Below are 22,403 nucleotides of genomic sequence, written 5' to 3' on the forward strand. Positions count from 1 at the left end.
ATGGCGAGTTGCGTTAAGCACACCGAGCCTTGCTTGGCACAGTGAGACGTGAATGGCGTACGGTGAAGCGGTCACCGCGCTGCACGGATCGGTTGGCCACCAAAGACCTGCTCGCGGAACTGTGGGAGGTTGATGACCGCCCATGGATCGACCTGGCCGGAAAGGCGCTGACCGACCGGCGAATGTCCAAGGAACTACGCAAGTACCTGGTCGCCCCGAACGCGTTAACTACGGCACAGGTAGTGCTGACCGACGCGTGGTCCCTGTACCTGCCTCTGTAGCACCGCGAGTTGATGACGCAGCACGAGGATTTCCGCGTCCGTGGCGTTCTTGGACCGCGAGCACAGCAACAGCCGAGTAGCCCGCGCACCAGCTGGTCAGCCTCTCTGTTCGCACGTCGACCATTCCGCAGTCAGCCACTAGTAGGACTTTGTTAGGTCGTCATGGTGGCCGCTGATGACATGTGGGGCATCGACCTGTCCAGGTCGCGAGCAACACCTGGAGGACGTGCAGGATCTTGTAGAAAGTCAAGCCGCCCCAACAGCTTTTGGGTCGCTCAGACGCAACTCGGTCAGGAACAGGTGTGCGGTCGAGACCAGGGTGACGTGACGGTGCCACCCGATCCAGGACCGGCCCTCGAAGTGGGTCAGGCCGAGCCCGGTTTTGAGTTCGCGGTAGTCATGCTCGATGCGCCACCGGATCTTGGCCAACCGCGCCAAGGTCTTGACCGGCGTGCGCTCGGGCAGGGTGGACAGCCAATAGTCGGTCGGCTCGGACTCGCCGACCGGCCATTCGGCCAGCAACCAACACTGCGGCAGGCTGCCATCCTCGGCCCGAGGGATGTCCCGGTTGGCCGGCCGGACCCGCAGCGCGATAAACCTCGACCGCATACGCGCGGTCGGGTTGCCCGGCGTCTTCTTGCTGCCGTGGCGCCAGGTGACCTGGCGCAGCCGGCCGCGCCCGGCCGCCTGGACCAGCTCCGCCACGGTGCTGGCCTGGTCGGGGTAACCGGGCCGCGGTGGGCGTCCCCGTCCGGAGTAGGGCGCGGTGACCGGCATCGCGTCGCCGGGGTAGGCCGAGGTGCTGCCCTTGACCGCCACCACGTAGCCGATGCCCCGGTAGTCCAGTTCGAGTCGGAAGGTGGTGTTGTCGCCGTAGCCGGCGTCAGCGCACAGCAGTGGCGGGGTGTGGCCCCACTCGGCGAGTTCGTCGAGCATCTCCAAGGCCTGTTGCCACTTCGGGATGTGCCGCTGGTCCTCGCCGATGCCGCACCGACGGCGGCGGGCGGCGATCTGGGCGGCCTGGCCCGGATCGTCGGTCTTCTGGTCGTCCCAGCTCTCGGGCAGGAACAGGCGCCAGTCCAGCGGGGCCGAGCAGGTGTCGGTGACGGCGTGCACGCTGACCGCGATCTGGCAGTTGGTGATCTTGCCGGCGGTGCCGGTGTATTGGCGGGACACGCACGGTGAGGCGTCGCCGTCCTTGACGTGGCCGGTGTCATCCAGCACCCAGGCGTCCGGGGCCACCGTGGTGATGGCCCGGTCGGCCAGGCGACGGCGCACGGCGATGTGGTCCCAGGTGGAGGAGGTGATGAACTGCTGCAGCCGTTGATGGTCCACGCCGAGGCGTTCGGCCATGGGCTGCATGGACTTGCGTCGCCCGTCCAGCATCAGCCCTCGCAGGTACAGCCCGCCGTTGAGTCGCTGCTCCCGCCGCGAGAACGGCGCGAACACCTCACCGGCGAACTCCTCCAGGCGGTCACGCACAGCGTCCAACTCGGCGGGCATCACTCCAAGATCATCTCACACTCCATCCCGAAGTAACAAAGTCCTACTAGTGTCCTGTCGTTCGAAGACCCAGGCGACGACCTGGGTGCGTGAAGTCACACCAAGCTTGACCAGAATGCGTTCCACGAGTGCCTCTGCAGAGCGCTGGGTGATGACCAGTCTGGCGGCGATGGCTTTGTTCGACAGACCTTCGGCGATCAGCAGGGCCGCGTCTCGCTCCCGGCATGTCAATGGCGACCACAGCTGGCCGTCCCGCTTCGGTGAAAATCCTTGCTCGCTGGCACCTGTGCCCAACACCTGGCCGAGTGCCTGGTACGGACCCATACCTGCGACCTTTCCGAACGCGGTGTCGAAAGCCTTTCCACCGAGGGCGGCACGGGTATTCGCTTCGTTCTCCTCGTGGTGCTCGGCGAGCGGCTGGATCCCCATCAAAGGGACGCCGACCAACGGCCAGATGCGCTCGAGGGCGCCGAACAGCCGTGCCGCGTCTTCGTGGCGGCCGGTACAGGTCAGCGACCAGGCAAGGAATTCCGTCGCCATGCCGAGACCGAACAGGTCGTGGAGGGTGCGTTTGATCGCGATGCTCTCCCGCAGTGGCGGGATCGCCTGCTGATAGTCGCCCCGGCGCCACAGGGCGAGGCCGAGCACGACGAGACCCCACGAGCGGGTCCACTGCTCGCCGTGTGCCCTGGTGATGCTTACGCACTCCTCGGCGTACTCGACGGCCTGGTCGAAATCTCCCTGCAGCGACGCGGCGAAACCCTGCTGCATCAGTGCCATGACCGCGGGGCTGGCCATCTGACCGAGGGCGAGATGGCGGCGCCACGCCTCGGCACAGAACGCCCGCGTGCCCGCGAGATCGCCGCTGCTCAGCGCACTCAGCCCGGCCACCTGCAGGCCGTAAGCCGCCATCTGTGCGTCCCCCAACTGCTCGGCCAGCGCGCGGCACTGCTCGGCGCTGGCGTGGCTGGCGGCCGGTTCGCCCTGATGGGAGGCCGCCCAGCTGTAGACCCACAGCGCGGTGCCGCGCGCCCTGGTCGGTTCGGGGGCCAGCGGGAGCAGACGGTCGATCCACTGCCGCCCTTCCGACAGGACTCCGCACGGCATCCAGTAGCACCACAGCGCTCCGGCTATGCGCAACCCGGACTGGGCGCGAGTCCGTTCGGCGAGGCAGAACTCGATGGCTGTCCGCAGGTTGGTGTGCTCGCTGCGCAGCCGAGTGACCCACTGCTCCTGGTTCGGGCCGAACCAGTCCTGCGCGGCCTGCTCGGCGAGGCGCTGGTACCAATCGCAGTGCCGCTGCCGCACTCGTTGCTCCTCGCCGGCGGCACGGAGCCTTTCTTGTCCGTACTGACGAATCGTCTCGAGCATGTGGTACCGCGCGCGTCGGCTGTATGGGGGGTCGGACCGGGTCAGGATGGACTTGTCCACCAGGTTCTCCACGAGATCGACGACGTCCGCAGGGGCGATGCCGTCACCAGAGCAGACGCTCTCGACGCCGTCGATGTCGAACTCCCCGGCGAACACCGATGTCCGGGCCCACAACTGTCGTTCCGCGGGTAGACAGAGCTCGAAGCTCCAGTCAATGGTCGCACGCAGGGTTTGGTGGCGGGGCAGGGCGGTGCAGCTTCCGCCGGCGAGCAGATGATGATGGTGTTCCAGCCCGGCGACCAGTTGTTCGATCGACAGCGTCCTCAATCGCACGGCGGCGAGCTCGATGGCCAACGGGATCCCGTCCAGTCGCCGGCAGAGCCGGACGGCGAGCGGGATGGTGTCAGGAGTGAGGATGAAGCGGCGACCCCCGGCGCCCGCTCGCTGGCTCAGCAGGGTGATCGCCTCGTACTGGTCGAGTTCATCCGGTAATGGCACGCGGTCGGAGTCCGGTAGCGACAGCGGCGGCACCAGCAGGAGCTGTTCGCCCTGGACCTGCAGCGACTGCCGGCTGGTGGCCAGTACTCGCAGTTCGGGGGCTACGCGCAGCACGGCTTGCACGAAGTTCGCGCAGGCGTCGATCAGGTGCTCGCAGTTGTCCAGCACCAGCAGAATCTGTTTGTCCGTCAGGTAGTCCAGGAGCACTTCACGGGTCGGTCGGGACGACCAGTCCCGGATTCCCAGTGTCATGGCGACGGCTTGCACCAGCAGGTCTGGTTCCTCCAGCGTGGCCAGCTCAACCAGCCAGACGCCGTCCCGGAACGCGCTACCCACCTTGGCGGCCATACGCAGCGCCAGCCGTGTCTTGCCCACCCCACCGGGACCGCTCAAGGTCAACAGCCGAGTTCCCGACAACCACCGCCTCGCCGAGGCGACCTCCAGGGTGCGGCCGACGAAACTCGACGCCTCATAGGGCAGGTTGCCCCGCGGCTGCTTCACAACCATGTCCTAACCCCACTGCCGGTTCAAGTCGGGGGCCATTGTCCTCACCGTCCAGGCCCTGAGGAACAGCGTCACCTGGCGTGCTCTCGTCAGTGGCCGCTGGCTGCCAGCGTTACCGGGGGCGAGGATCAGCCTCGTCACGACGTGACGGCGGGGTGATCGTCGTCGGGCGGCGGAACTGATGGAGGAGCCTGCGCCTTCACCGCCTGGTGGACGATCCAGTCACCGCGTTCTCCTCACCCTGCATCTGCCGGAGCAGGGTCTCGTTGTCGTAGTAGATGCGCTCGCCGACGAGTTTTGCCGACTCGTCCCCGTCTCCGAAGAGATAGAACGCGGCCACCTGCACCGAAACCGGCCGGCCCTGCGGCGCGAGCCCGCAGTACTCGCCGCGGTGTGTCCCCGTGATCGTCACCTCACGAACGGATACCCCAGGGGTGTCGTATTCACCGGCGACGACGATGCGAAAGTCCGGGATGGCCGCTTCGATGATCTGATAGAAGTCCTGGACACCCTGAAATCCAGGGTAACGGGTGCTAAAGGGGACGACGTCGTAGTACGCACGCTCGTCCTTGAGGAAGGTGTCGTACACACGTGCCCAGTCGTGAGCGTTCTCGCCTTGGAGGTGCTCGTCGATCGTCCGGCGTTGGGCGGCTATCCGCTCCTGGTCGGTCATGGCCATTATCGATCTCCTAGTTTGCCAATGTTTTCAGTGTTTCACCGCCGGACTTTGCTGGCAACCCGGCTGCGAACTCGCAGTGTCCGCACTGGGAGCCGGGCGAATATGCGACATTGTCCAGAACGCGACAGAGCCGGACAGGAGGACGGCCGCTGTGTACGGGGATGTCCCGCTGGTGACCCGGTTCGACGAGACGCCTGCGGGCTTCCTTCGGGACCCGACGGCCACTGAAGCCCCAATGAAAAGACAGCGCAAAGACAATACAAAGATCGCACCCACACCCGGAGTGAAAGTGGGGAATACCGGGTCCACCACGAGCGGCATGTCCGGCCGTGGGCCTGTCCGATCAGTCCGCTAATGGCCATTGACGATACTGCGTCAGCTCGTGCGGTTCTGGTGGCGCGTTACCGGTATATTCTCTGCTGGTGTCGTATTCTCTTGCGCAGCAAGAGTTGAAGCCCTCGGAGTGCTCTTGACGGGAATGGTGATATTTCGTTGCCTACCGAGGGTGTTCTCGTTGATATGGCGGGTTGTGTAGCGTGATGTCGATGGCCGCAGTGAGCGTATCGTGGTCGCTGCGGACCGTTCAGCATGCGCCCGGCTCGCGGCCCGTTTCGAAGTCAAACGAACGAGAGGTCCATGTCGGGCATCAGGTCGCCGCAATGTGGTGGCAATCTTCCCGCGGAGGCCACGAGTTTCGTGGACCGTCGCAGGGAGGTCGCCGAGGCGAAGCGACTACTGACGGCCAGCCGGCTCCTGACGTTGACCGGGGTTGGTGGGGTGGGCAAGACTCGCCTGGCGTTGCGGGTGGCGGCCAGGGTGCGGCGTGCGTTCACCGACGGAGTGTGGCTGGTCGAGCTGGCCGCGTTGCAGGACCGCACGCTGTTGGAGCAGACGGTCGCGGACACCGTCGGGCTCCGGGACCAGTCCGCGCGGTCGCCGCGAGAGGTCGTGGTGGACTACCTGCGGGACAAGCAGCTGCTGTTGGTGTTGGACAACTGTGAGCATCTGGTGGACCGGTGCGGGGGGCTGGCGGCCGACCTGCTGGCGGTGGCGCCGGGGCTGCGGATCCTGGCCACCAGCCGGCACGCGCTGTCGACACTGGGCGAACACGTTCTCGCCGTGCCACCACTGCCCTTGCCGGACTTGGCCCCCGAACGTCCGCGGCAGCCGGGGACACTGGTCGGCAACGAGGCGATCCGCCTGTTCACCGAGCGCGCGGTGGCGGTGTGGCCCGACTTCGCGATCACCGCCGGCAATCACACGACGATTGCCCGGATCTGCCGCCGGCTGGACGGGCTGCCGCTGGCGATCGAACTGGCCGCGGCGCGGCTACGGGTGCTCTCGCCAGAACAGATCCTGCACCGGCTGGACGACCGTTTCCGGCTCCTGCGCGCGGGCTGCCGGGCGGTGCTGCCCCGTCACCGGACGCTGCAGGCAGTGGTCGACTGGAGTTACCACCTGTGCTCGCCACTGGAGCAGATGCTGTGGGCGCGGGTGTCGGTGTTCGCCGGCGGGTTCGACCTGGACGCGGCCGAGGAGGTGTGCGCCGGGGACGATATCGCCCGGGACCGGGTGCTGGATCTGGTGACGGGATTGGTGGACAAGTCGATCCTGATCCGGGAGAACCAGGATCACGGTCACCGAGTGCGGTACCGGTTGCTGGACACCATCGCCCACTATGGGCACGACGCCTTGAAGGCGACCGGGCAGGAGGCGGTGCTGCGCCGACGGCATCGAGACTACTACCTGGCGTTGGCCGAGCGAGGCGAGGCCGAGTGGTTCGGTCCCACCCAGTTGGAGGTGCTCGCCCGGACCCGGTGTGAGCATGCGAATCTGCGCCTCGCCCTGGGGTTCTGCCTGGCTGTGCCCGGCGAATCCGAGAACGGGTTGCGGCTGGCCGCGGCCCTGCACTTCTACTGGCACTGCGGCTTCCTGTCCGAGGGCCGGCACTGGCTGGACCGGGCACTGGCAATGCACGTCAAGCCGGACAGGGGGTGGGCTACGGCTCTGTGGATCAACGCCCACCTCGCCGTTCTGCAGGGGGATGCGGCCACTGCCGCGGACATGGCCGAGGAATGTCGGGCCTGGGCCCAGCCCCGAGGCGAAGACAACCTGCTGGCGTACGCCCTGTTCATCCTGGGAGCCGCCGCACGGTTCCGCGACGACCTACCACGCGCACAGGCTCTGCTGGAGGATGCCCTGGCACGCTTCGAGGCCCTCGGCGAACTGAACACCACCGTGATCATCGCCTACGTCACGCTGGTCGGGGTCGCTGTTCTGCAGGGAGACCTCGCCCGCGCCGACGAGCTCTGCCAGCAGGGTCTTGCGCTCAGTGAGCGGCACGGCGAGCAATGGACGCGGGCGTACATGCTCTACGCTCTGTCCTTCGCCGAATGGACACGACGCGAGGTGGCGCTAGCAAGCGCGCATGCCAAGGACAGCCTGCGGGCCATGCACACCTTTCGCGACACGTTTGGCACGGTGTTGCTGGTTGAGCGGCTGGCGTGGATCGCGGGGACGGCTGGCGAAGGCGAGCGGGCCGCGGTCCTGCTTGGCGTGGCCAGCATGATCTGGCCCCTGGTCGGAGGCCAGCCCTTGTTCGGCTCCCGGTACTACCTGGCCGCGCGCGAGGCGTGCGAGCGACAGGCCCGCTGCGCCCTGGGCGACCGCGCGTTCCAGATCGCGTTCGACCGTGGCACGGCACTCGACCTCGACCAGGCCGTCTCCTACGCGCTCGGCGAGACACCAGAACGCGCCACTCCGGCCACCACCACAACGGACACCACGGGCACGTCGTTGACTCGCCGGGAGCGGCAGGTCGCCGAGTTGGTCGCGGAGGGACTGTCCAACAAGGAGATCGCGGCCCGGCTGGTGATCGCTCAGCGCACCGCCGAGGGTCACGTGGAGCGCGTCCTGGCCAAGCTCGGCTTCACCAAGCGCACCCAGCTCGCCGCCTGGATCGTCGAAGAGCGAAAGGGCCGGGGCCGGTGAGGACCGGCGTCGGATCACCGCGGCCGGTGGGCAACCTGCCGGGCGAGGTGACCAGTTTCGTGGGCCGCCGCAGGGAGGTCGCCCAGGCTGTGCGGCTGCTGCGGCGGGCGCGGCTGCTCACGCTGACCGGGGTCGCCGGGGTTGGCAAGACCCGCCTGGCCCTGCGAGTGGCCGTTCGGACGCGCGAGGCGTTCCCGGACGGGGTGTGGCTGGTCGAGCTGGCCGCGCTCACCGACGAGAAACTGTTGGCCCCAACGGTGGCCGACGCCCTGGGCATCCACCATCAGCAGGGCCAGCGGTCCACCACGCAGACGCTGGCCGACTACCTGGCCGACAAACGGCTGCTGCTGGTGCTGGACAACTGCGAGCACCTCCTCGACCCGTGCGCGGTGCTGACCAGCCGGCTGCTGCGGGCGACCACGGGAGTGCGGATTCTGGCCACCAGCCGGCAAGCTCTGGGCACGGCCGGGGAGCACCTGCTGGAGGTGCCTCCGCTGCCCGTGCCGGATCTCGGACAGCCCGTGATCCCGCGCGCCCTCACACGGGGGGAGGCGGTGCGGCTGTTCGCCGAACGGGCCGCGCTGGCCCGGCCGGGGTTCGCGGTCGATGCCGGTAACCGGGCGACGGTGGTGCGGATCTGCCACCGGCTGGACGGTATCCCGCTGGCCATCGAACTGGCGGCGCTGCGGGTTCGGGCCATGCCGGTCGCCGAGATCCTGATCGGGCTGGACGACTACCTGGGGTTCCTGAGCACCGGCAGCCGGGTCGCGGTCCCGCGGGCGCAGACGCTGCGGGCCGCGATCGACTGGAGCTTCGCCCTGTGCTCCTCGCTGGAGCAGCAGCTGTGGGCCCGGGCCTCGGTGTTCGCCGGCGGGTTCGACCTGGACGCGGCCGAGGTGGTCTGCGGCGGGATGGGCATCGCCTGCGAGGACGTTTTCGATCTGGTGGCCGGGCTGGTGGACAAGTCCGTGCTGACCGTGGTCCCCGACGAGACCGACGTCCGCGCGCGGTACCGGATGCTGGAGGCCATCCGCCAGCACGGCCAGGAACGGCTGGCCTCCTCCGGCCACCTGATGGTGGTGCGCGCGCGGCACCGCGACCACTACCGCCAGTTGGTCATGCGGGCGAGGCCTGAGTGGCTGGGCCCGAACGAGCTGCCATGGATCACCGTTCTGCGGCGCGAGCACGCCAACCTGCGGGCCGCGTTGGAGTTCTGCCTGACCGAACCCGGCCAGGCCCGGGCCGGGCTGGAGATCACCGCCGCCCTGCGGCATCACTGGGTCCGCTTCTGCACGCACGGGGAGGGCCGCTACTGGCTCGACCGGGCCCTGGAACTGGACCCGGAGCCGAGCCCGCAACGGGCCAACGCCTTGTGGGTCGACGGCCACCTCGCCCTGCTGCAGGCCGACCTGGTCACCGCGCGGTCGCTGCTGGAGCAGGCTCGTGTGCTGGCACACCGGCTGGGGGACGAGTCCGTCCTCGCGTACACCACGCTGTGTTTTGGAGTGGCCGCGTTCTTCCAGAACGACCTGCACCACGCGGTCACGCTCCTCGAAGACGCCCTCGCTCGCCATCAGGAGCTCGACGACCCGCCCGGCGTCTGGCTCGGCTTGATCTATCTGACCCTGGCCACCGCGGTCCTCGGCGACCCGGATCGCGCGGTCGCCCTTGGCGAGAAATGCCTGGCCCTGTGCGACAGTCGGGGTGCGTCCTCGTCCAGGACCTACGCGTTGGCAGTGCTCAGTCTCGGTCGGTGGCTGTCCGGTGACCGGCAGGAGGCCTGCCGGCTGATCCGGGACGGCATCCCCGCCGCACTGCGCATCGGTGACTGGTGGGTTGTCGCGCACTACCTGGAGACGCTGGCCTGGATCGCGGGAGCCGACGGCCTGCACACCCGCGCCGCGCGGCTGCTCGGCGCGGCCCACGCGATCTGGCGCTCCGCCGGGACGCCGTCATCCGGCCCGAGGTACCTTGCCTCCATTCACGACCGCTGCCAACAGCACGCCCTCAGCGTGCTGGGGAATGAGCAGTTCACCGCGGCCTTCCGGCACGGCGCCCGCTTCACCCTCGACCAGGCCATCGAGTACGCCCTCGAGGACACCAGCGACCGAACGGCCACGTGAACCAGCCCGCACCGGTACCTGCCGACCGACCTCTCTAGCTTTCAGGGAACACCGGGTCGCCGCACCCGCCGGCCTCGGACTGTCCACTCAGGACATCACTATCCACCGCCCCCGACGCCGACGTCCTCCGCGCACGACTGACCCAGCACTCACCGACCCCACAGGGAACCCGCCGGGTACCGAGCGGGTACCGAGCACCGACAAGGTGACAGCTGTCGGCCGACATCGAGACATCCACGCTGAGAATTGGGGAAATCAGTGAAGAGTCCTTCCATGCTGGCGCGTCGGGTCGCGACGGCAATCGGCGTCGTGGCGGTCGCCGTGGCCGTCACCGCGGGCTCCGCGAACGCCACCGCAGGGCAGACCCACCAGACCCAGGACGTCACCGCTGCCACCGGCGACGTCCTCGTCAAGACGGTCACCACCGCGAACGGCACGCTCAAGATCTTCAAGGAGTCCGCACAGCACGACAGCGCGGCGACCACGCTGGCGCCCAACTCGTCCATCGGCTGCTCCGGATCCAACCCTCGAGTCTGCCTCTCCATCCACGGCTCCGGGCTCTACGTCCAGTACATGGAGAACAAGACGGACTTCCTTTCGTCCGGCAACGCCGACATGCAGATCAACGGTCCTTCCGGCGTCATCGCCGACAGCGGGTGGTTCTACGAGACGGGCGGCGGGTATTTCTTCGATTGGTCGCCCTACAACTACGTCGCCGCCGGGTACTACTGCGCCACCACCTTCGTCGGCGGAGGCCGTCAAGGCGCCTGCGAGACCGTGCACAACTGAACGAGTCACGAACTGACGAGGGCCGCGGCCACGCCGCGGCCCTCGCGGTTGCGCTACCGGGTTGAATGGTGGGATTCACCTACCCCGCGTTCACGCAGTCGAGGAGGAGCCGTGGCCACAGTGGCGGACATTCGTGCGGTGACGGCGTCGCTGCCGCGCAGTGAGGAGCGAGTGGTGCGCGACCGGGTGAAGTTCCGGGTGGGACGGCTGGTCTACATCGCGCTGTCGCCGGACGAGACGACGATGGGCTTCGCGTACCCGAAGGAGTACCGGGAGGCACTCGTCGCCGCGGAGCCGCACAAGTTCCAGCTGCCGCGGCCGTCGGACATGCGCTACAACTGGATACACGCGACGCTCGACGAACTCGACGCCGACGAGCTCACCGAGCTGGTGATCAACGCTTGGACGATGTGCGTGCCCAAGCGGGTGGCTGCGGCGTACCTCGACGCCGGCTGAACCGTCAGCCGACGCCCCAGCGCGACGGCGTCAGGGTCGAGGTCGGCAACGAGGCAAAGGCACCTCAGTTCGCGGCGCACAGCCTGGCGACATCATTCGTCCACTATGGACGTCAGTATCTCTCGGGCCGACCTGTCAGCCGGACCCGCCCACTGCTGGCGCAGGGTGCGGAACAAGGCCGCGGCACGCACTCCCGGCCAGTCCGCGGGCAGCAAAGCCGCTGGCAGCACCGGATCGCGCCGGATCAGCAGCAACCACTCCGCGCCCAGCTGGACCCGTCGAGCCAGTTCGTCGAACCCGTCGGAAGCCGTGTCGGTCCACCGCTGGCGGAACTGGTCGTATCCGGCGGCGATCTCGGGCAGGTCCCAGGCTTCCCGGGCGATCCGGGCCGGATCGGTCCACATGGACGCCTCCGCCCGGAACACCTCGGCGTGCTCCAGGAGGTCAAGCTCGGCCAGCGCCCCTGAGACGTCCTTGGCCGAGGGCGAGACCCACAGGCCGCTGCGCAACGGTCCGAAGCCGAACCAGCCCAGCCGGGTCCGCAGGGCATGCCGATCGGCGCGGCGGCTTTCCGGCACCGAGAACGTCAGCAGGGTCCACCGGCTGTCCCAGTGCCGCTCGACGATGTCGCCGTCGAGCTTGCGCTGCCCGTCGCGCAGCACCGTGGTTCCGTGCGCGGTCAGGCCGAGAAACGCTTGCCGCCCTTGACGAAGCGTACGAAGCAAGCCACGTCGGCTCATCCGGCTCAACGTCGCACGAGTCGCGTGTTCGCTCACGCCGAGATGCTCGAGCACGGCGATGACGCCGCCGGTCGACACGGCGATGCCACGGTCCAGCACGTAGTCACCGAACAAGGTGAGCAGCAGTGTCTCCGGCCGCACGGCCGCTGCGGTCACGCCGCCGGAAGGAACAACGGCTGGCAGCATCACCACTCCTCTCGACGGCGGAGCCTGCCCGTAGCCTACCGTTCGTCATCGAGCTGGCGATCATCACTTGGCCGGGTAATGAAAGTTACAGCGCACAACCGGCGGCTTCTCGGGGAAATGCCTGCCGAACAAGGCCGACATTCGGCACTTCGTTGACGGTCGTCAACACCGTGCCTACCTTCCTCGAAGACGGGTCCCCGACGGAGGTCGACGATGACTGGAATCAGAACCGCGCTCGTGACGCTCGTCAGTACCCTGCTGATCACTCTCAGCGGCGTTGCCTTCGCACCCCAGGCGGCCGCCGCGTCACTGGTGGAGGTGACCAACTTCGGCAGCAATCCGGGCGGGATGCGCATGCACGTCTACGTGCCGAACTCCCACCCGGCCACGCCGGCGGTCGTGGTCGCCATGCACGGTTGCGGCGGCTCCGGGCCCGGCTTCTACGCCAGCAGCGAATTCGCCGCGCTGGCCGACCGGTACGGCTTCATCGTCATCTACCCGAGCGCCGAGCAGCAGGCCGGCTTCGGGAACTGCTTCGACACCTGGTCGGACGCCGCCAAGCACCGCGGCGGCGGCAGCGACCCGGTCTCCATCGTCTCGATGGTGACCTACGTCGAGCAGCACTACGGCGGCGACCCGAACCGGGTCTTCGCCACCGGATCGTCCTCCGGCGGCATGATGACCAACGAGATGCTCGCCCTCTACCCAGACGTGTTCAAGGCCGGCGCCGCGTTCATGGGCGTGCCCTTCAACTGCTTCGCCAACGCCGCCGACTATCCGCCCGGCAGCAGCAAGTGCACCGGCGGAAGCATGAACCGAACCCCGCAGCAGTGGGGAGACGCGGTCCGGCAGGCGTATCCCGGATACAGCGGCCCCCGGCCGCGGATGCAGCTGTGGCACGGCACCGCCGACCCGCTCGTGCCGTACTCGCTGCTGCAGGAGGAAATCAAGCAGTGGACCAATGTGTTCGGGCTGAGCCAGACACCGACGTCCACGGACAGCCCGCAGCCCGGCTGGGACCGTCGTCGCTACGCCGACTCCGCCGGCACCGTCCAGGTGGAGGCGTACAGCATCCAAGGCGCCGGGCACAGCCTGCCGGCAACCGGGATGGCGGCCTACGCCGTGGCGTTCTTCGGTCTGACCGGTTCCGACAACCCGCCACCCGGGTCGGGCTCGTGCCGCGTCACGGACACGGTGAACGCTTGGAACAACGGCCTGACCGAGAGCATCACCATCACGAACACCGGCACCAGCGTGATCAACGGCTGGTCCCTGGTCTTCACGCTGCCCAACGGACAGGCCATCACATCCGGCTGGAACGCCACCTACTCGCCATCGTCGGGCCAGGTGACGGCGCGTGACGCCACACACAACGCCATGATCGCGCCGAACGCCTCGATCACCATCGGCTTCCAAGCCACCCACACCGGCAACACCGGCAAGCCCACTTCCTTCACCCTCAACGGCATGTCCTGCGCCGCCGTCTGAATCGCGAATCGGCCGGCAGTTGCAGTACGCAGAAGCTGATCGTCGATACCGCGCCGCACGCGGATGGCCTGGCCGCGTGCGGCGTCCTGCCAGGAGTTCTTCGCCGCACCTCCGGGCTGAGTCGATCCGGTTGAACGCTCACCTCGTTGCTGGTCTGACCTGGACCTGATCAGGCGGTTTTCGCAGCGCGGCCGAGACGCAGGGCGGAGACGAGGAAGAATATGCCGCCGAGGGCGGCGTAACCGGCCAGTGTGGACAGTCCGGTGCCTTGCTGGCCGGCCTGGAGGATGAACGAGGTGCCGGCTACGGTGGAGATGGCGCCACTGATGATCATGGGCCACTGGCCGCCGAGCTTGCGGCGGGTGAGGCCGACGGCGAGTTGGACGAGGCCGGACAGGATGGCCCAGGCGCCCCAGACGCGAAGCACGCCGGGAATACCGGACGAAACGACGACGGCCAAACCGACGGCGGCTAGCAGGCTGATCGCGATGTTGACGTACAGGCCCGACACCGGCTTGGTGCTCCTGGACGAGCGGGCGTCGACGATGGCTGCGGCCACGTCGAACACCGGGTAGAGCACGAGCAGCGCCACGCTGAGTGGATTGATGGTCGACGCGGTCGCGACCAGTAACCCGGCCCAGATGATCGCGAAGCCGAAACGGGTGAAGTACAGCTGTCTCAGGGAAGGCGCGATGCCCCCGTCGACAGCAGCCGTGCCGGTGTTCACAGGTTCTCCTTCTGGTTCGGTTTCTGCTGGCGCAGCTGCGGGAAAGACCGGTGTCGTGGCGTCGATGAGCAGCTTGTCGGTGATGCCCTGCGGCGACGAGCCGGCATCCGCGGGCGGTCCCCCGGGGCCGAGGCCACCGGCGCGCGCGTCGTCACCGAATCGCATCGCCCACCCCTTTTCCACGGATCGCCGACCGCCTCGTTGCCGAGACTGACACCGGCCGCGGATCCCCTGAAAGGGCCGTTTCCGTCCCCCGACAGAGTTGTCCAGGGACAATCCAGGCCCACCCTGGACGGTATCGGCGCTGTTAGATTCCTGGTATGACCGGCGACGCGCATCGCAGCGAACTGGGCGATTTCCTCCAGGCGCGGCGCAGCGAGCTGAGCCCCGACATGGTCGGGCTGCCCGACACCGGCAACCGACGGCGTGTCCGAGGACTGCGCCGGGAGGAGGTGGCCGCCCTCGCGTCAATCAGCACGGATTTCTACACGCGACTCGAGCAGGGACGGCGCCGGGCGTCCGAGGAAGTCCTGTCGGCCCTCGCGCGGGTGCTCCGGCTCAGTGCGGACGAACGGAACTACGTGTTCGAGCTGTCGGGCCGGGAACAGCGGCCGGAGCGGCCGGCACCGCAGCAGGCCCAGCCGCAGCTGCGGCGACTGCTCAGTGACCTCACCACCACCCCGGCGGTGGTCCTGGGCCGGCGCACGGACATCCTGGCCTGGAACCCCATGGCCGCCGCGCTGTTCACGGACTTCGGGCGTCTTCCGGAGAAGAAACGGAACTTCGTGCGGCTGGTCTTCTGCGACCAGAGCGTGCGGGGGCTGTATCCGCACTGGGAATATGCGGCCCGTAACGGGGTCGCGCAGTTGCGGCGGGAGGCCGCGCAGGATCCCGACGATCCCGAACTGGCGGCTCTCGTCGAAGAGCTCTCGGCGCAGGACAAGGACTTCCAGCGATGGTGGACCGCACACCAGGTCGCGGTCCGCGGCGCCGGCACCAACCAGGTGCGGCATCCGGTCGTCGGCGATCTCACCCTAGACTGGGCGGCGCTCGTCTGCACCGCCGATCCGGACCAACAGTTGTTCACCTGGACCGCCCAACCCGGTACGCCGTCCCACGACGCACTGCGCGAACTCGCCTCGCGGGTCAGCACGGGAGTCCATGACCGGGTCGTCGTGGGAATGGGCGACGAACAATGAATCGAGATGCTCGATACCTCGTGAAGAAGCCGTCGATGACCACGCCGTTCAGCTCGCGCGTCGACCCGCCGAAGTCAATATCGAACATCCACTTCGGACGATGGACGACCGCGCCCCGCGGGCGGCGGCCCCCAGCCTCCGGCGGTCACTTGTGGTTCGTGGACACCGGGTTCGCGGAGAAGTTGTCGTGCCAGGCGGCCTGGGCGCCGGAGTCGCCGATCCGGTAGACCTCGACCACGGAACCGACGGAGACGGCGACCGACAGGACGGCGATGACGATGGTGGTCACCGGCAGCCAGCGCAGGCGGGCCAGCCGGTCGCGGTAGTGGTGCAGTGCCCAGACCACGGCGGTGAGAAGGAACAGGCCGCCGGCCCAGGGCAGCAAGCCGTCGCCGAGGTGGGCATGGGCGCGGACGAGGGGATCCATCTGCACCCGGCGGATCAGCCACGAACCGGCGCTGGTGGTGAGCGGCACGGAGATCAGCGCCACCAGCGCGACGACGGGTGTGATGATGCCGAGCCGGCGGCGGGCGGCCGGCCACACGGCGCTGCATACGAGCAGCAGCGCGGCCAGCGGCACGAACACGACGACGATGTGCACGAGCAGCACGTGCGCGGGCAGGTCGTTGATGGTGGTGGGCCCCATCGGTGTCCTCCAGGATCGTCTTCACGGTGCGCGGCGGCTCGCGGACGGACCGTAAGCAGGTGATCTTGGAACTTTCTCGGAGCAAGACCCCGGCCGCGACGGAAAGCGCAGTTGGCAGCTGTCGGCACGGACAGGTTCGACCAAGAATTCACAAAGATTCAGGCGTGAAACTGGGGTCTCGATCATCGAGAGAGGCACCGATGTCCCTACGGATCTGGGCGGACGACACCGTCGCGGAGGCAACCGGCCGCCACCGCCGCCGCGACCCCGTCCGCCCGGTCACCGGCGGCCCGGCCGGGAACGCCCGCCTCACGGCGTGGCTCGGCGCGCTGCTGCTGACGCTGTTCCTGGCGGAACTGGCCACGCTGCTGGCCGTCGAGGACCTGCTGAGCTGGCACATCGTGATCGGCGTGCTGCTCGTGCCGCCGGCGCTGGTCAAGACCGGCAGCACGGCCTGGCGCGTCGTCCGCTACTACGTGGGCCATCCGGCCTACCGCAAGTCGGGGCCGCCACCGATGCTGCTGCGGGTGCTCGGGCCACTGGTCGTCCTCTCGACGCTGGCAGTGCTCGGCACCGGACTCGCGTTGATCGCGCTGGGACCGGACGCCGGTCGCGTGCCGCTGCTGGTGCTCATCGGCTACCGGGTCAGCGCGCTGACCCTGCACCAGGGGACGTTCATCGTCTGGGCGACGGTCACGGGGCTGCACACGGTGGGCCGCCTGGTGCCGGCGCTGCGCATCCTCAGTGGACCGACGGCGGCCGGCGACGCGGTGCCGGGTCGCCGGCAACGCGGCGTGCTGCTGCTGGCGACGGTGCTGGTCGCCGTGCTCGCCGCGGTGCTCGTGCTCAACGCCAGCAGTGCCTGGCTGACCGCGGACCTGCACCGGCACCACGCGCCCCGAGAGACGACAATCGGCCCGTGACCGAGGACCGCAAACGGGTGTTGCTCGTCGAGGACGACGGCGAACTCGCGGTGATGCTGGACCGCCTGTTGACGTCCGAGGGCTACGACGTGGACGTCGCCCGGGACGGCCACACCGGCCTGCACCGCGCGCTCACCGATCGCTACGACGTCATGGTCATCGACCGGGGCCTGCCCGGCGTGACCGGCCTGGACCTGATCACCAGGCTGCGCCGGCGCGGCACCGTCACGCCGATTCTCGTGCTGTCCGCGATGGGCACGCCCCGAGACCGCGTGGCCGGTCTGGACGCCGGCGCCGAGGACTACCTGGCCAAGCCGTTCGACATCGACGAGTTGCTGGCCCGCCTCCGCGCCCTGCTGCGCCGGCACCTCCACCACGCGGAGACGTTGCCGCTCGGCCCGGACACGGTGCTGGACGTCGCCTCCCGCACGGTCTTCCGCGGTGAGCGGGCGCTGGAGGTGTTGTCGGAGCGGGAATGCGAGCTGCTGGCGTTGCTGGCGTCCCGACCGGGTGTCGTGTTCACCCGGACGCAGTTGCTGCAGCTGGTGTTCGCCGACGCGATCACCGACACCACGGTCGACACGTACGTGTACTACCTGCGGCGCAAGCTGGGCCGGAAGGTGATCGGCACGGTGCGCGGCATCGGCTACCGGCTGGGGACGACCTCGTGACGCCGACCAGCGAGGCGGTCGTCCGGCGGGCCGCCCGCCGGCTCGGGCTCCAGGCGGCGGGCATGGTCGCGGTCGTCGTGCTGGCGGTCGCCGGTTTCGGCGCGCTGATCACCGTGCGCCAGGAGGCCGCGGACGCGCGGATGGTGGTCGTGGCGGCGGCCAACAACGCAGATGACGTGATCGATCCGCCGGCCGGGATGTGGCTGGCGATGCGGGACGCGGACGGCACAACGCACGTCACGAAGGGCATGCCCACCGGCCTTCCCGACCTGTCCGCATTGGACGATCACAGCTCACCGCCCGACACCACTGTCGAGCTGCCCACCGGGCACTTCCTCGTGCACACGGCACAACCGCCTGACGGCAAGACCGTACAAGCCGTGCTCAACCTGCAACCCTGGGAAGCGCAGCGGGACAGGCTCCTGCTCGGACTGCTCGCCGCGGCGGTCGTGGGTCTGGCGTTCGCGGCCGTCGCCGGCATCCTGCTCGCCCGCCGTGCACTCACGCCGTTGCAGCGAACCCTTCGGCTGCAACGACAGTTCGTCGCCGACGCCTCCCACGAGCTGCGTACCCCGCTGACGCTGCTGCACACCCGCGCCCAGCTGCTCAACCGCGCCCTGCGGGACGCCCCGGACCATCTTCGCGACGAAGCCGCCGGCGTGGTGCGCGACAGCAGCCGGCTCACGGAACTCGTCGAGGACCTGCTGCTGGCGGCCGAGGGAGACGGCACCTCCGACAACGTAGAACTCGGGCCGCTCGCGGTGGACGTGATCGGCGCGATCAGACCGTACGCGGAGGAACGCGGCATCACGATCGAGTCCAGCTTCGCCGCGGCGGCGACCCGCGCGTCCCCGTCGGCGTTGCGGCGGGCGCTGACCGCCTTGGTGGACAATGCCATCGAACACACACCGACGGGCGGCAGGGTCACGATCAGCGTCGAGCCCGCCGGGCACGAGGTGCGCCTGCGGGTCAGCGACACGGGTTCCGGTTTCTCGCCGGATCAGGCCGCCGCGCTGATGACCCGGTTCCACTCCGGCGGCCAACGCTCCGGCCGCCGCCGCTACGGCCTGGGCCTCGCGCTGGTCAACGACATCGCCGATCGGTACGGCGGCCGCCTGGAAGCCGACAGCCGGCCCGGCCACGGGGCGACCTTCACGCTGGTGCTCCCCCGCGTCGTGAAGTGAATCCAGCGGCCGTCGGCCCTTCAGGGTCTTTCGGCCGTGAGCGGCCGTGTCCTGCTTCCCTTCACCGGTCATCCCGGTTCTTCCTAGCGTCGATGTGCACGAGTCGTGCCCTGACGCCGAGGAGAGCGAAGTGACCAGCAACGTGGTGGGCCGCCAAATCGTGGCCGCCGTGGACGGATCCCAGTCCGCGCTCGACGCCGTCCGCTGGGCGGCGGACGAGGCGGCGCGCCGAGGAATGGCGCTGCAGTTGACGCACGCGATGAGCTTCGGAGCCATCGCCTACGGCGGCGCCTACGCGTGGCCGAAGGGGTACTTCGAGGCCGTGGAGCATGCCGGCCGTGTCTTCCTCGCGGACGCCGAGTCACTGGTCCACAAGTCGCACCCGGGCCTGTCCGTCACGACCCAGCTGGTCGAGGGCTCACCGGTCCCGGTGCTGGTGGACGCCTCCGAGCACGCCGCGTTGATCGTGCTCGGCTCCCGTGGGCTGGGTGGCTTCACCGGCATCCTGATCGGTTCCACCGCCACCGCCACGATCGCGCGGGCGCACTGCCCGGTCGTGGTGGTCCGTGGTGACCAGCCCGCCCCGGACGGACCGGTCGTTGTCGGCGTCGACGGGTCGCCCACCAGTGAAGACGCCCTGGCTTGGGCGTACGAGGAGGCGTCGTCGCGGGGTGTCGAGCTGGTGGCCGTGCACGGCTGGACCGAGTTCGCCTCCGAGAGCTCCTACGCCTTCGCGCGGCAGTTCATCGTCGACTGGGACGCCGTGCAGACGCGGCAGGAGCAGCACCTGGCCGAGCGGCTCGCCGGCTACGCCGAGAAGTATCCGGACGTGACCGTTCGCCGGGTCGTCGAGGGCTGCCGGGCCCGCCAGCTCCTGCTGGACCAGGCCCGCGGCGCCCAGCTGGTGGTTGTCGGCAGCCGCGGCCGCGCCGAGCTCGGTGGCCTGCTGCTCGGTTCCACCAGCCAGGCTCTCATCCGCCATGCGCCCTGCCCGGTGCTGGTCGTCCGCGCCCACCAGGGCTGACGTCAGATGAGCAAGGGCCACGCCGTGACGCAGGCAGCGGTCCGGGAGACCCATTGCGCCACGGTCTTCTTCACCGGCGACCGTGCCTACAAGGTGAAGAAGCCGGTGAATCTCGGATTCCTCGACTTCACCACGCCGCAGGCCCGGCGGGACGCGTGCCACCGCGAGGTGCGGCTCAACCGCCGAATCGCGCCGGACGTCTACCTCGGCGTCGCGGAGGTTCGCGATCCGGCCGGCGTGCCGTGCGAATGGATCGTCGTGATGCGGCGGATGCCGGCGGAGCGGTCGCTGACCCGGTTGCTGGCCGACGGCGTGGACGTGCACGACGAACTGCGCCAGGTGGCACGCCAGATCGCCGCCTTCCACGCCGAGGCCGACCGCGGACCACTGATCGATCAGGTCGCGCTGATCGAGGGACTGCGCGAGCGCTGGACCGCCAACCTGAGCGAGCTGGTCCCGTTCCGCGACGGCCCGCTGGACGCCGACGTGCTGGCCGAGATCACCGACCTGGTCGATCGCTACCTCGCCGGGCGGCGGCCGCTGTTGGAGGCCCGCGCACACGCCGGCGCCGCCTGCGACGGGCACGGCGACCTCATCGCCGACGACATCTTCTGCCTGCCGGACGGCCCTCGGGTGCTGGACTGCCTGGAGTTCGACGACCGGTTGCGCTGGGTCGACGCCCTGGACGACACCGCGTTCCTCGCAATGGACCTGGAGCGGCTGGGGCGGCCCGACCTCGGCGCCTGGTTCCTCGACTGCTACGCGGAGTTCTCCGGCGCCGACCGCTGCGCGACGCTGGCGCACCATTACATCGCCTATCGCGCTGTGGTTCGGTCCAAGGTCGCCTGCCTGCGGCACGCCCAAGGTGTGGCGGGCCAGGACGACCAGGCGCGGCAACTGGCCGCCCTGGCGCTGCGGCACCTGCGAACGGCCGAGCCGAGGCTGGTGCTCGTCGGCGGGCGACCAGGCACCGGAAAGTCCACAGTAGCCGGTCGGCTGGCCGACGAACTCGGCGCCGTCCTCGTCCAATCCGATCGAGTGCGCAAGGAAATGGCCGGTATCACCCCGGAAGCCGGCGCCGCGGCGGCCTGGGAGGAGGGCATCTACGGCGTCGCGAGCACCGAGCGCACGTACCGGGAGATGGTGCGACGCGCCGAACTCCTGCTCGGCCGGGGCGAGACCGTGGTGCTCGACGCCAGCTGGCGGACGGCCGCGCATCGGGAGATGGCCCGCGTGGTGGCCACCGGGACGTCGAGCCGGATCGTCGAGCTGGTGTGCCAAGCGCCGGACGACGTCGCCGACGCCCGGATCAGGACCCGGGCCACCACCGCGCACGCGTCCGACGCGACCCCTGAGATCGCCGCCCTGGTGGCCCGGAAGTTCGACCCGTGGCCGGAGGCGGACGCCGTGGACACCGGTTCGCCGGCCCACTGAGCGGGCCGGCGAAGTGGGTCACTTCTTGTCCTTCTTCCGGGTTTCGTTGTACGCCACCGCGCCGAGATAGCGGGCGAGCGGATCGCCGTGCCTCGCCGTCGCCTTCGCTTCGTTCTTCATGTGCTCGCGGGCCTCCGCGGCTGCCTTGCCGGATTCGACATTCGTCACGTCGTCCACCTCCTTCGCACTCGATCATCCCGCTCGCGGAGGGGCTGGCACTGGTGCCGAAAGCCCTGCTCCCCCACGTACTTGCGGCCCTTCGACCCCCGTGTCCACCTCCCTAGCGTGTACACCATGAGAATCGTCCAGTTGGCCTCCATCCCCGAATGCCTTGAGCCGTAAGGAGTCCATCATGCGTACGACGTTCCACCAGGAGCTGGAGAGCATCGACGGGAAGCTGATCGGCATGACGCAGCTGGTGCAGTCGGCCATGGGGCGGGCCACCACAGCGCTGCTGGAGGCCGACCGGACCACCGCCGGCGAGGTCATCGACGACGACGCCACGATCGACGCGCTGCGCCGCGAGATCGACGAGCACGTGCTCCGGGTGCTGGCCACCCAGCAGCCCGTCGCCGGCGACCTGCGGGTGCTGGTCGCCGGGCTGCGGATCGACCGCGACCTCGAACGCATGGGCGACCTTGCCCGGCACATCGCCGAGGTCGCGGCCGAGGACTTCCCGCACGTCGCCGTACCGGTGAAGCTGCGCGGCATCGTCCACTCGATGAACCGCGTCGCGCTGCGGATGGCCGAGCAGGCCAAGGAGGCCATCGGCTACCGCGACAAGAACTCCGCCGCCGAGCTCGACCGTGAGGACGACGAGATGGACTCCCTGCAGGCGGCCCTCTACCGCGAACTGCTCACCACCGACGTCCCCGTCCACACGGCCCTCGAACTCGCCCTGCTCGGCCGCTACTACGAGCGCTACGCCGACCACGCCGTCTCCGTCGCCGAGAGCGTCCGCTTCGAGACGGGGGCAACGGCATGAG

20 protein-coding genes are annotated in these 22,403 nt (G+C 68.9%); 13 read left to right on the top strand and 7 right to left on the bottom strand.

Annotation, left to right across the window (positions count from 1 at the left end; genetic code table 11):
* Window positions 1–62: 62 nt before the first annotated feature.
* The gene (locus tag BJ998_RS45885; RefSeq protein ID WP_184870503.1) at window positions 63–281 is read left to right on the top strand and encodes a DUF3631 domain-containing protein; all 219 of its coding nucleotides are present in this window, start codon (window positions 63–65) and stop codon (window positions 279–281) included.
* A 246-nt stretch (window positions 282–527) separates the two neighbouring features.
* Here the strand turns inward: BJ998_RS45885 and BJ998_RS45890 are convergent, their stop codons facing one another.
* The 3 genes from BJ998_RS45890 to BJ998_RS45900 form a co-directional block, all read right to left on the bottom strand.
* The gene (locus BJ998_RS45890; protein ID WP_184857452.1) at window positions 528–1,784 is read right to left on the bottom strand and encodes an IS701 family transposase; all 1,257 of its coding nucleotides are present in this window, start codon (window positions 1,782–1,784) and stop codon (window positions 528–530) included.
* 15 nt (window positions 1,785–1,799) lie between these two features.
* Window positions 1,800–4,160, bottom strand: a complete 2,361-nt coding sequence (locus BJ998_RS45895; RefSeq protein WP_184870504.1) for an ATP-binding protein — start codon at window positions 4,158–4,160, stop codon at window positions 1,800–1,802.
* A 196-nt stretch (window positions 4,161–4,356) separates the two neighbouring features.
* A complete protein-coding gene (locus BJ998_RS45900) occupies window positions 4,357–4,836 on the bottom strand; it encodes an ester cyclase (RefSeq protein WP_184870505.1) in 480 nt (159 codons plus the stop codon).
* A gap of 636 nt (window positions 4,837–5,472) precedes the next feature.
* Here BJ998_RS45900 and BJ998_RS45905 point away from each other — a divergent pair.
* The 4 genes from BJ998_RS45905 (at window position 5,473) to BJ998_RS45920 (ending at window position 11,195) form a co-directional block, all read left to right on the top strand.
* The gene (locus BJ998_RS45905; protein WP_184870506.1) at window positions 5,473–7,827 is read left to right on the top strand and encodes an ATP-binding protein; all 2,355 of its coding nucleotides are present in this window, start codon (window positions 5,473–5,475) and stop codon (window positions 7,825–7,827) included.
* On the top strand, window positions 7,824–9,950 hold the full coding sequence (locus tag BJ998_RS45910; RefSeq protein ID WP_184870507.1) for an ATP-binding protein: 2,127 nt from the start codon (window positions 7,824–7,826) through the stop codon (window positions 9,948–9,950). Before BJ998_RS45905 ends, BJ998_RS45910 begins: the two co-directional genes overlap by 4 nt.
* 273 nt (window positions 9,951–10,223) lie before the next feature.
* On the top strand, window positions 10,224–10,739 hold the full coding sequence (locus BJ998_RS45915; protein WP_184870508.1) for a hypothetical protein: 516 nt from the start codon (window positions 10,224–10,226) through the stop codon (window positions 10,737–10,739).
* A 111-nt stretch (window positions 10,740–10,850) separates the two neighbouring features.
* Window positions 10,851–11,195, top strand: a complete 345-nt coding sequence (locus tag BJ998_RS45920; RefSeq protein WP_184870509.1) for an MmcQ/YjbR family DNA-binding protein — start codon at window positions 10,851–10,853, stop codon at window positions 11,193–11,195.
* 92 nt (window positions 11,196–11,287) lie between these two features.
* On the opposite strand, the gene BJ998_RS45925 is transcribed toward BJ998_RS45920, so the two are convergent.
* The gene (locus BJ998_RS45925) at window positions 11,288–12,121 is read right to left on the bottom strand and encodes a PaaX family transcriptional regulator (protein WP_184870510.1); all 834 of its coding nucleotides are present in this window, start codon (window positions 12,119–12,121) and stop codon (window positions 11,288–11,290) included.
* 213 nt (window positions 12,122–12,334) lie between these two features.
* Between BJ998_RS45925 and BJ998_RS45930 the strand changes: the two genes are divergently transcribed.
* A complete protein-coding gene (locus BJ998_RS45930; protein WP_184870511.1) occupies window positions 12,335–13,609 on the top strand; it encodes an extracellular catalytic domain type 1 short-chain-length polyhydroxyalkanoate depolymerase in 1,275 nt (424 codons plus the stop codon).
* A gap of 169 nt (window positions 13,610–13,778) precedes the next feature.
* Here the strand turns inward: BJ998_RS45930 and BJ998_RS45935 are convergent, their stop codons facing one another.
* The gene (locus BJ998_RS45935) at window positions 13,779–14,501 is read right to left on the bottom strand and encodes a hypothetical protein (protein ID WP_376776088.1); all 723 of its coding nucleotides are present in this window, start codon (window positions 14,499–14,501) and stop codon (window positions 13,779–13,781) included.
* Window positions 14,502–14,656: 155 nt separating this feature from the next.
* Between BJ998_RS45935 and BJ998_RS45940 the strand changes: the two genes are divergently transcribed.
* The gene (locus tag BJ998_RS45940) at window positions 14,657–15,535 is read left to right on the top strand and encodes a helix-turn-helix domain-containing protein (RefSeq protein WP_184870512.1); all 879 of its coding nucleotides are present in this window, start codon (window positions 14,657–14,659) and stop codon (window positions 15,533–15,535) included.
* A 145-nt stretch (window positions 15,536–15,680) separates the two neighbouring features.
* Here the strand turns inward: BJ998_RS45940 and BJ998_RS45945 are convergent, their stop codons facing one another.
* Window positions 15,681–16,181, bottom strand: coding sequence for a DUF2231 domain-containing protein (locus BJ998_RS45945; protein ID WP_184870513.1), 501 nt, complete (start codon window positions 16,179–16,181; stop codon window positions 15,681–15,683).
* A 200-nt stretch (window positions 16,182–16,381) separates the two neighbouring features.
* On the opposite strand from BJ998_RS45945, the gene BJ998_RS45950 reads away from it, so the two are divergent.
* The 5 genes from BJ998_RS45950 to BJ998_RS45970 all read left to right on the top strand — a co-directional run bounded on the left by BJ998_RS45950 (window position 16,382) and on the right by BJ998_RS45970 (window position 21,417).
* Window positions 16,382–17,104 (top strand): hypothetical protein, encoded by a 723-nt coding sequence (locus tag BJ998_RS45950; RefSeq protein ID WP_184870514.1) that lies wholly within the window; start codon window positions 16,382–16,384, stop codon window positions 17,102–17,104.
* Complete coding sequence (locus tag BJ998_RS45955; RefSeq protein ID WP_312890709.1) at window positions 17,101–17,775, top strand: response regulator transcription factor; 675 nt, start codon at window positions 17,101–17,103, stop codon at window positions 17,773–17,775. Before BJ998_RS45950 ends, BJ998_RS45955 begins: the two co-directional genes overlap by 4 nt.
* A complete protein-coding gene (locus BJ998_RS45960) occupies window positions 17,772–18,959 on the top strand; it encodes a sensor histidine kinase (protein ID WP_184870515.1) in 1,188 nt (395 codons plus the stop codon). The genes BJ998_RS45955 and BJ998_RS45960 overlap by 4 nt, the downstream gene beginning before the upstream one ends.
* A gap of 130 nt (window positions 18,960–19,089) precedes the next feature.
* Window positions 19,090–19,983, top strand: a complete 894-nt coding sequence (locus BJ998_RS48920) for a universal stress protein (protein ID WP_312890710.1) — start codon at window positions 19,090–19,092, stop codon at window positions 19,981–19,983.
* A 6-nt stretch (window positions 19,984–19,989) separates the two neighbouring features.
* Window positions 19,990–21,417: a bifunctional aminoglycoside phosphotransferase/ATP-binding protein gene (locus BJ998_RS45970; protein WP_184870516.1), complete on the top strand. Its 1,428-nt coding sequence runs from the start codon at window positions 19,990–19,992 to the stop codon at window positions 21,415–21,417.
* 18 nt (window positions 21,418–21,435) lie between these two features.
* On the opposite strand, the gene BJ998_RS45975 is transcribed toward BJ998_RS45970, so the two are convergent.
* Complete coding sequence (locus BJ998_RS45975; RefSeq protein ID WP_184870517.1) at window positions 21,436–21,594, bottom strand: hypothetical protein; 159 nt, start codon at window positions 21,592–21,594, stop codon at window positions 21,436–21,438.
* Between the two features lie 175 nt (window positions 21,595–21,769).
* Between BJ998_RS45975 and phoU the strand changes: the two genes are divergently transcribed.
* On the top strand, window positions 21,770–22,402 hold the full coding sequence (gene phoU / locus BJ998_RS45980) for a phosphate signaling complex protein PhoU (RefSeq protein ID WP_184870518.1): 633 nt from the start codon (window positions 21,770–21,772) through the stop codon (window positions 22,400–22,402).
* Window position 22,403: the final 1 nt, after the last annotated feature.

It is taken from the genome of Kutzneria kofuensis (genome assembly GCF_014203355.1).
Classification (GTDB): Bacteria; Actinomycetota; Actinomycetes; order Mycobacteriales; family Pseudonocardiaceae; genus Kutzneria; species Kutzneria kofuensis.